At 72.1% G+C, this 7,670-nt stretch carries 3 protein-coding genes and 1 pseudogene; 1 reads left to right on the top strand and 3 read right to left on the bottom strand.

All coding sequences use genetic code 11. From position 1 onward, the window contains the following. Nucleotides 1-26: 26 nt before the first annotated feature. The 3 genes from ABT057_RS23320 to ABT057_RS23330 are packed head-to-tail and all read right to left on the bottom strand — an operon-like array spanning nucleotide 27 to nucleotide 6,988. On the bottom strand, nucleotides 27-3,518 hold the full coding sequence (locus tag ABT057_RS23320) for a S8 family serine peptidase (RefSeq protein WP_352345431.1): 3,492 nt from the start codon (nucleotides 3,516-3,518) through the stop codon (nucleotides 27-29). Nucleotides 3,519-3,564: 46 nt separating this feature from the next. After that, on the bottom strand, nucleotides 3,565-3,735 hold the full coding sequence (locus ABT057_RS23325; protein ID WP_352345433.1) for a hypothetical protein: 171 nt from the start codon (nucleotides 3,733-3,735) through the stop codon (nucleotides 3,565-3,567). Between the two features lie 58 nt (nucleotides 3,736-3,793). After that, complete coding sequence (locus ABT057_RS23330; RefSeq protein ID WP_352345435.1) at nucleotides 3,794-6,988, bottom strand: helix-turn-helix transcriptional regulator; 3,195 nt, start codon at nucleotides 6,986-6,988, stop codon at nucleotides 3,794-3,796. A 59-nt stretch (nucleotides 6,989-7,047) separates the two neighbouring features. Here ABT057_RS23330 and ABT057_RS23335 point away from each other — a divergent pair. Then, nucleotides 7,048-7,670: pseudogene (locus ABT057_RS23335) on the top strand (hypothetical protein); the annotation flags it as partial.

The raw sequence follows: 7,670 nt of genomic DNA on the forward strand, positions 1-7,670 counted from the left end.
GCCTCCCACCCGGCCCCGGGCGAACGTCAGCCGATGCGGTAGGCCCGGATCACCGTCTGGCTGAAGGTGTTGCCGGAGTGGTCCTCACCGCTCGCGCGCAGTGACACCCAGCCGCTTCCGGGGGAGGCCGCGGGGTGGGTCAGGACGGCCTTCCCGGTCGTGCCCCGGACCTTCGCGGGGACACTCGTCCACGTCGCGCCGTCGTCGTACGACACCTCGACCTTCACCGTGTCGAGGCCCCGATGCCGGCGGGGACCCTGCTGCTGCACGGTGAACGGGACCGTGAAGGCCGTGTCGGCCGGGGCGATGCCGTTCGGGTCGGTCGGCGGCTGGAAGCGCAGCACGGTCAGCGGCAGCGATTCGGTCGCGTCGGTGCCGGCCGACCGGAACGTCCAGCTGGCATCGATCCGCTGCGACCGCTGACCGTGCCAACTGGTGTCCCGTGAAGCGGAGACGTCGAGCCGGTAGTCGGCCGTGTCACTGGGCACGGTCCAGTAGTTGGTGAAGTCGTCGAAGTTCGCCTCGTCCTGCCAGGGGCGGGTCAGCTTGCCGACCTCGGTCCCGTCCCGGTAGAGGGTCGCCACGGCCTGGCTGAACGCGCGGTCGTTGTAGTTGTAGTGGTTCGGGTCCGAGTCACCCCACAGGGAGAACGCCGGTGCGATCCGGTTTCCGGTACGGGTCAGGAACTGTCCGTTCGCGGGCAGCGCCGGACCGACCACCGGATAGTTCCAGGTCTCCTTGGTGATGCTGCCCGGCCGGTAGCTCCGTGGGTTGGACTGCTGTTGGCCGAGCGTGTAGTAGCTGCTGCCGTCCGGAGTCATGTAGGGCCCGAGCACCCCGGACCAGGTGACATCCGGGTCCGCGCTGTAGTACTCCACCCGCTTGCTGGGGAGTGCCACGTTGCGCATCACGATGAAGAGGGTGCTCTGGCCGCCCACGAAGCCCGCGGCGAAGTTGGCCGCCCCGGCACGCTGACCGTCCCGCTTGCCGTACGAGGCCTCGACCCTGGCGAGTCGGCGGAGCGGGACGTCGTAGGAGAGCCGGCTCGGAACGCCGCCCTTCTTCTCCTCCACCAGCGAGTAGACCGGACCGCCGATCAGCGCGTCGACGTCCGCCGGTGCCGCCAGGGTGGTGCGGTAGTAGTAGCGGTAGGAAGCGTCCCGGTCCGCGGCCGGGGTCGGTACGGCGGACAGCGGCATCGAGGAGTAGTACGGGGCGAAGACTCCCAACTGCGAGATGTTCCGGGTGCCGTTGGAGTCGACGGAGGTGTGCTGGCCGCCGAACTCGCGGAACCAGGGAGCGACCGTGTGGTCCGGGACGCCGACGGACACCGGTTTGCTCTTGCGGGCGTCGAACTCGACCGAGGTGTTCTTGTCGAGCGTGACCGACGGCCGGCTCTCCAGGGTGAGGTCGATGGGCTTCTTCGTGGCCGGATCCACGGTGCTGGTCAGGGCGGTGATGCCGTACGTGCCTCTGGGCAGCCGGAGATGTCCCAGGGGCCGGGCCGTGTTGACGACCGCGAAGGACGAGCCGCTGTTCCGGTCGAGCGGGTCGACGGCGATCACGGCCTGGTACGGCGACAGCGGGGTGCTTCCGTTGCGGTCGAGGGCGGTGAGGTCGAGGTCGTAGCTCTCCTGCTCGAACTGCGCCGCGACCGTGGTCTGCACGCGGGTGCCGCCGTCGGCCGTCGCCGCCACCAGCCGCCAGGCGTACGACGCTCCGGTCGACGGAGCGCCGGTCGACGGGTCGATCGTCACGTCCACGGTGGACTCGCCGTGGGCCGGCACGGTGACCTCGGTGGCGGAGAGACGCAGGGTGTCGGCGGGCGGGGTCACCCCGTCCGGCCCCGCCGACGACGGAGTGATCGTCAGGGTGAGCGGGGTGTCGCCGTCGTTGCGGTAGGTGACCGTCTTCGTCCAGGCCGGGTCGGCGGAGTGCGGCCAGGCGAACGTTCCCGCGCTCAGGTTCGCCGGAGAGGCGGTCACCGTCCGGCTCGTGCCCCTGGCCACGTCGACGAGACCGCTGCCCTGGACGAACACGCTCTCGTCCGGCTGCGGACTCGCCGTGGACCTGATCGCGTCCTTGAGCTGCTCGCCGCTCCAGTCGGGGTGCGCCTGGGCGAGCAGGGCCACGGCGCCCGCCGTCGCCGGTGTCGCCATCGACGTGCCCGACAGCGCGGTGTAGTTGTCGTCGATCGGGCCCTGCGGGCCCGCCGGGTCGATGTCGCCGATCGGGGTGCCCTTGGCCCGGGCGGAGACCACCGCCACGCCGGGGGCGGTGATGTCCGGCTTGATGGCGCCGTCCCCGAGCCGGGGGCCCCGGCTGGAGAAGGACGCGATCGCGCCGGTGGAGTCCACGGCGCCGACGGTGAGAGCGGCGTCGGCCGCGCCCGGCGCCCCGATGGTGGGGGTACCGGGTCCGGAGTTGCCGGCCGCGACGACGAACAGCGTCTTCGACTGCGCCGACAGGGTGTTCACCGCCTGGGACAACGGGTCCGCGCCCGTGCTCGGCAGACTGGAGCCGAGGCTCATGTTGACGACGTCGGCGCCCTGCGCCACCGCCCACTCCATGCCGGCGATGATGGTGGAGCTGAAGCCGGATCCGCCGGCGTCCATGACCTTGCCGATGAGCAGCGAGGCGTCGGGCGCCACACCCTCGTAGCGGCCGTTCGAGGCGGCGCCGCTGCCGGCGACGATGCCGGCCACATGGGTGCCGTGGCCGTTGTCGTCCTCGGCGTTGTCGGAGCCGGCGATCAGGTTCCGTTCCGCCGTCACCTTGCCCTGCAGGTCGGGATGGGCGTGGGCGATACCGGTGTCCAGGACGGCGACCTTCACGCCCTTGCCGGTGTAACCGGCCGCCCGGGCCGCCGGGACGCCCATCTGGGCGTTGCCGACGTCGTCGCTGGTCTGCACCGGGGCGTCCAGCCACACCTTGGACAGGCCGCTCTCCAGCTTCGCCGCCCGCCCCGACGCCGACTCGCGGACGATGTCCGACCAGAACGCGCCCGCCTTGTCGTGCCGTTCCTCGACGGTGGTCGCGTCGATGCTTCGCAGCGTGCGCGTGACCTCCGCGCCGTCGGCCCGGGCGAGCGCCGAGGGGGTACCACGGTCCCCGCTGTGCTCGACGATCAGCGGCAGCGCGTCGAGCCGGGCATCGCCGTACCCGATCCGGGCGAGGGTGGTGACGTCGAACAGCCGGGCGTCCAGGGTGCCGTCGGCCACCAGGCCCACCGCGTCGGAGGGGATGACGCTGAACTCGCCCGCGTCCTCCCGCTGGTAGAAGACGATGTCCGAGCGGCCCTCGCCGGCCTTCACCTGCACCCCGTGCTTACCGCCGCCGAGGTCGGTGTAGTCGACGACGTCACCGGTGATCAGGGTGATCGACGTATGGTCCGCGCCGCCCGGGTCGGCGGGGGGAGCGGCGGCGGAGGGCGGTGACGCGGCGAGCACGGCACCGGTCAGTGCCACGGCGAGGGCCGAGGCCGTCAGGCGGGGATGTCTGAGAGTGGGGGGTATCAAGGGGGATCCTTTCCGAGCGCCGAGCGCGGAAGTGGGGGCGGTCGGTTCAGAGCGGTTCGAACCGGCCGTCGTCGTATGTTCCGAGGTCGGGCTCCACCTCGTCGGGGGTGTCGGGCTCATCGGGCGGGACGGGTTCGGGTTCGGCCTCCTCCGTCTTCTCCGACGGAGCGTCGTCCTCGGCGTGCGCCTGCGCGGGTGCGGGTGGGTCGACTGGCATGACACACAAGGGTGTTGGAGGACCTGGCTGCACGGCGATCAGGCACCCGACCGAAAAGTTAGCCGCGCGGTCCCGAATCGTCCGTCGCGGGCGGCAGCACCCCGGTCTCGACCGCGACCCTGACCACGGCGGCGCGCGACGAGACCCCCAACTTGCGCATGGCAGCGCTGAGTTGGGTGGCGACCGTCTTCGGCGAGACGAACAGCGCCTGGGCCGCCGCCCGGTTGGTCATCCCCTGCGCGACCAGCGCCACGACCTGCCGTTCGCGCGGGGAGAGCTGGGCGCCGTAGCCGCGCGGGCCCCTGCGCCAGGCGCGGGCCACCTCCCTCCCGTGCTCCCGCAGCAGCAGGGCCACCCGGTCGGCATCCGTGCGCGCACCCAGTGCCCACAGGCGTTCCTGCACGGTGCCGAGAAGCGCCAGTGCCCGCTCGGCGTCACCATGGCCGAGCAGGCATCGGCCCTGCCTCTCGAGCGCGAGCATCTCGTCGTACGGGCGAGGCAGGGCGGCCCAGGCCGACGCGGCTTCCGCGAACATCTCCGCCGCCCCGTCCAGGTCGCCCTGCCCCTGCGCCACGACGGCACGGCCGAGCGACAGCGCCGCCACGGCCGCGGGCGCGTCCCGGCCGTCGATCCCGTCGGCGTACCGGCGCAGCAGGCGCCCGGCCTCGTCGAGCCGGCCGCTGCCGACCAGGGCGTCGAGGTGGGGCGGGAGGACGTCGGTGGCCCACAGCCACACACCCTTGCGTTCGATCAACTCCAGAACACGGCCGGTGACGTGCTGCGCCTCGTCCCAGTCGGCGTCGGCCGCGTGCAGTCGGCCGAGGGCCGCCGCCGAGAGGCCCACCTCGGGCTCGCACAGGCCGTCCTCGGCGAGCTCGTCGACGACCTTCCGCAGGCCGCGCCGGGCCGCCGCACGATCGCCTACGGCGAGTGCCAGTACGGCGTGGATCTGGGTGGCCAGCCGCGAGCTGTACAGGCTCGTGTTCCGGTCGGCGGCCAGCGCGGCGACCGTCGCGTCCAGCCCCGCCCACCGTCCCGTGCACCAGTCCAGATACGTGAACGGGACGCGGACGGTGCTCAGCAGGCGCCGGTACCCGGTCGCCTCGGCGAGTTCGGCCGCCGCGGTCAGCCGGGCGCGGGCCTCGCCGTAGCGGCCCCAGAGGATCGCGATCTGGCCCATGTTGAAGAGGAAGCGGGCGAGCAGTCTGCGCTCCGACGCGGCCGCGCCGGCCGCGCTCTCCCGGATCTCGTCCGCCGCCTGCCACCCGGCTTCCTCGCCGAGCAGGAGCAGGGCCGCGGCACGGTTCGTCGTCACCCTCAGCCGGTCGGACGACGACTCGATCCGGGGCAGGAGCGCCGTCGCCCGGTCGAGCCACGCGAGATGCCGTGCCGCCGGCCAGTCCGGCACCATCGGCATGGCCAGGACGGACATCGCCGGCGCCGCCAGGTCGGGCCGGTCCAGCAGATCGCCGACGCCGTCCTCGATCTCCTCGAACGCCGCGGAATCCTCGCCGATGTCCCGCAGCAGCCGCCCGAGCAGCAGCTGGATCTCACCGCGCTCCGGACGCGGCAGATCGTCGTACGACAGGACGCCCCGGACGGCGCCCACCACGGAACGCGCGAGATCGCTGACGTCCCGCGCGCCGAAGACGGCCGCGCCCCCCATCTTGCGCACCAGCCGCGACCGGTCGGCCGTCGCGAGATCCTCCGCGCCGAGCAGACTCAACAGGGTCACCACCGCGGCACGGTCGTCCCCGGACTCCAGCGCGACATCGGCGCTGGCCTCTCCGTACCGGCACCACCCGTCCACATCGCCCGCCTCCCGGCAGTGCCGGAACAGCCGTGCGACGGGCTCGGGCCGCATCGAGCGCAGGCTCGCCGCGGCGCGGCCGTGGAGATGGCGCCGGTCCGACGCGGGGATCGCCTCGCACACGGCGACGCAGTCCAGGGCGTGCCGGTAGGCGTACGCCCCGGGCGCCGACTCCCGCAGCAGCCCCGACCGGAGCGCCGCCGCCAGCCCCTTCCGGCCGGCCTCCGCCCCCAGGCCCGCGACCTCCGTCAGCAGCGCCTCCTCGGACGGCGCGTCCAGCACGGCGGCGGCCTCCAGCACTCTGCGCGCTCCGTCGTCGAGCCGCTCCACCCGCTCCAGCACCGAGTCCCGTAACGTCGCGGGCACTTGGAGCTCGCTCAGAACCCTTCGGATCCAGGTGCCGTCGCGGTGCACGATGTCCTCGCGGTCACGCAGCAGAAGGACGCACTCCTCGACGGCGAGCGGGATCCCGTCGGTGTGCTTGTGCAGGAAGGACACGAACTCCGCGGACACCTCCGAGCTGTCGAACATGGAAGCGATCAACTCGCGCGTGTCCGTCAGGTCGAGCGGTCCCAGACCCAGTCGCAACAGCGACACGTCCGAGGGGACGCGCGAGGTCAGCCGCGGCAGGAGCGAGCCGCTCGCCACCTCGTCCGGGCGGAACGAGACGACGATCGACAGATCGGTCCGTCCCGCCGCTGTGAGCGTGAGGAGCCACTCCAAGGTCGCGGTGTCCGCCCAGTGAGCGTCCTCGACGACCAGAACGCCGATGCCCAGTCGGCTCACCAGCTCGGTGAGCGCGCTCAGGATCCGGTGCCGGGTCTCCTTGGGGTCGTCCAGCCCTTCCAGCGCCGGCGGCAACCGGTCGGCCCAGTCGGGGAAGAGCGGCCGCAACGCGCCGGCCAGCGGGCTCAGTTCCAGCTCCGCGCCCAGCCGCGGGCAGAGCCGCCGGATGCCGTCGACGACCGCGCCCAGGGTGAACGGCTCGGGCAGGGGCGGGCACGTGGCGATCAACGCACTCCGCCCGCTCACCGAAGCGACCGCCTCGCGGATGAGCCGTGTCTTCCCGATGCCGGCCTCGCCCTCGATCACGACGAGCGCCGGCCCGTTCTCGAACGCGTCGAGCAAGGCGGAGAGTTCGTCCTCACGCCCGATGAAGTCCGGGGCAGGATGCGCGTGGCCGGCCGGCTCGCCCGAACCGTGTGCTGATGCAGGGCGGCGCCGAGGCTCCCCGTGCGGTTCGTTCCGATCGGTCCGACCGGTCCGACCGGTCCGATCGTTCCGACTGGGGCGACGTGCCAATCTGCCACCTCCGGGTGCCTGCCCGACCTGAGCCGCCGCACCAGCGCTCGCACCGTGCCCGGGCTCGCGCCATTTTGGCATGGCCGCGCCGAATCCCGCATCGTGCCGCGGCCCGGGGGGCGAACGGTGCTTACCGCGCATTAAATACCGCAATGTATGAAAATGGTCGAAACATACGTCAAAACCGCGGAGGCATGGCGATGCGCGGCAACGCCGAGAACGACGAGGACTCCGTCGAGGACTACGACGACGAGCACGGTGACGAACTCGACGCCGAGGACAGTGACGAGTACGCCAGTCCCGAGGCTTACGACGAGGAGTCGGCATCGTTCGAAGAGGAGCCGGCGCCCTACGACGAGGAGGACGCAGCCGGTGCGAGCCCTGATGTCTTCCTCGACGTTCCGACCCTGAAGGTCGACGAGATCGACCTGGACGTCGAGGATCTGCGGGCGCATGTGTCGCTGCAGGCCGAGGTGCTGGATCTGCTCAAACTGAATGTGGGCGCCGACGTCTCGCTCGGCCGGGTGCACCTGGGCATCTCGGGCGTCGAGGCACAGGCCCAGCTCAAGGTGCGTCTCCACCACGTCGCGAAGATCATCGACCGGGTGCTCACCACTCTCGACCGCAACCCGGAGATCCTGCATGAGCTGGCGCGTGGAGTCGGGTCCGCCGTGCAGGATGTCGGCGGCGGAGCCCGTCAGGCCGTGGGGGAGCTGGGTACGGGTGCCGGAAGGGCCGTCGAGGAGGTCGGCTGGGGCGCCGGAGCCGCCGTGCAGGACGTCGGCCAGGGAGCCGGGCGGGCCGTTCAGGACGTGGGGCAGGG

The sequence above is a fragment of the Streptomyces sp. NPDC002588 genome, from assembly GCF_040295925.1.
In the GTDB taxonomy this organism is placed as follows: Bacteria; Actinomycetota; Actinomycetes; order Streptomycetales; family Streptomycetaceae; genus Streptomyces.

Bases quoted from the DNA above. Each gene is read 5' to 3' on its own strand.
- ABT057_RS23325 (WP_352345433.1), bottom strand. From the start codon at position 3,735: ATGCCAGTCGACCCACCCGCACCCGCGCAGGCGCACGCCGAGGACGAC.
- ABT057_RS23330 (WP_352345435.1), bottom strand. From the start codon at position 6,988: ATGCGCGGTAAGCACCGTTCGCCCCCCGGGCCGCGGCACGATGCGGGA.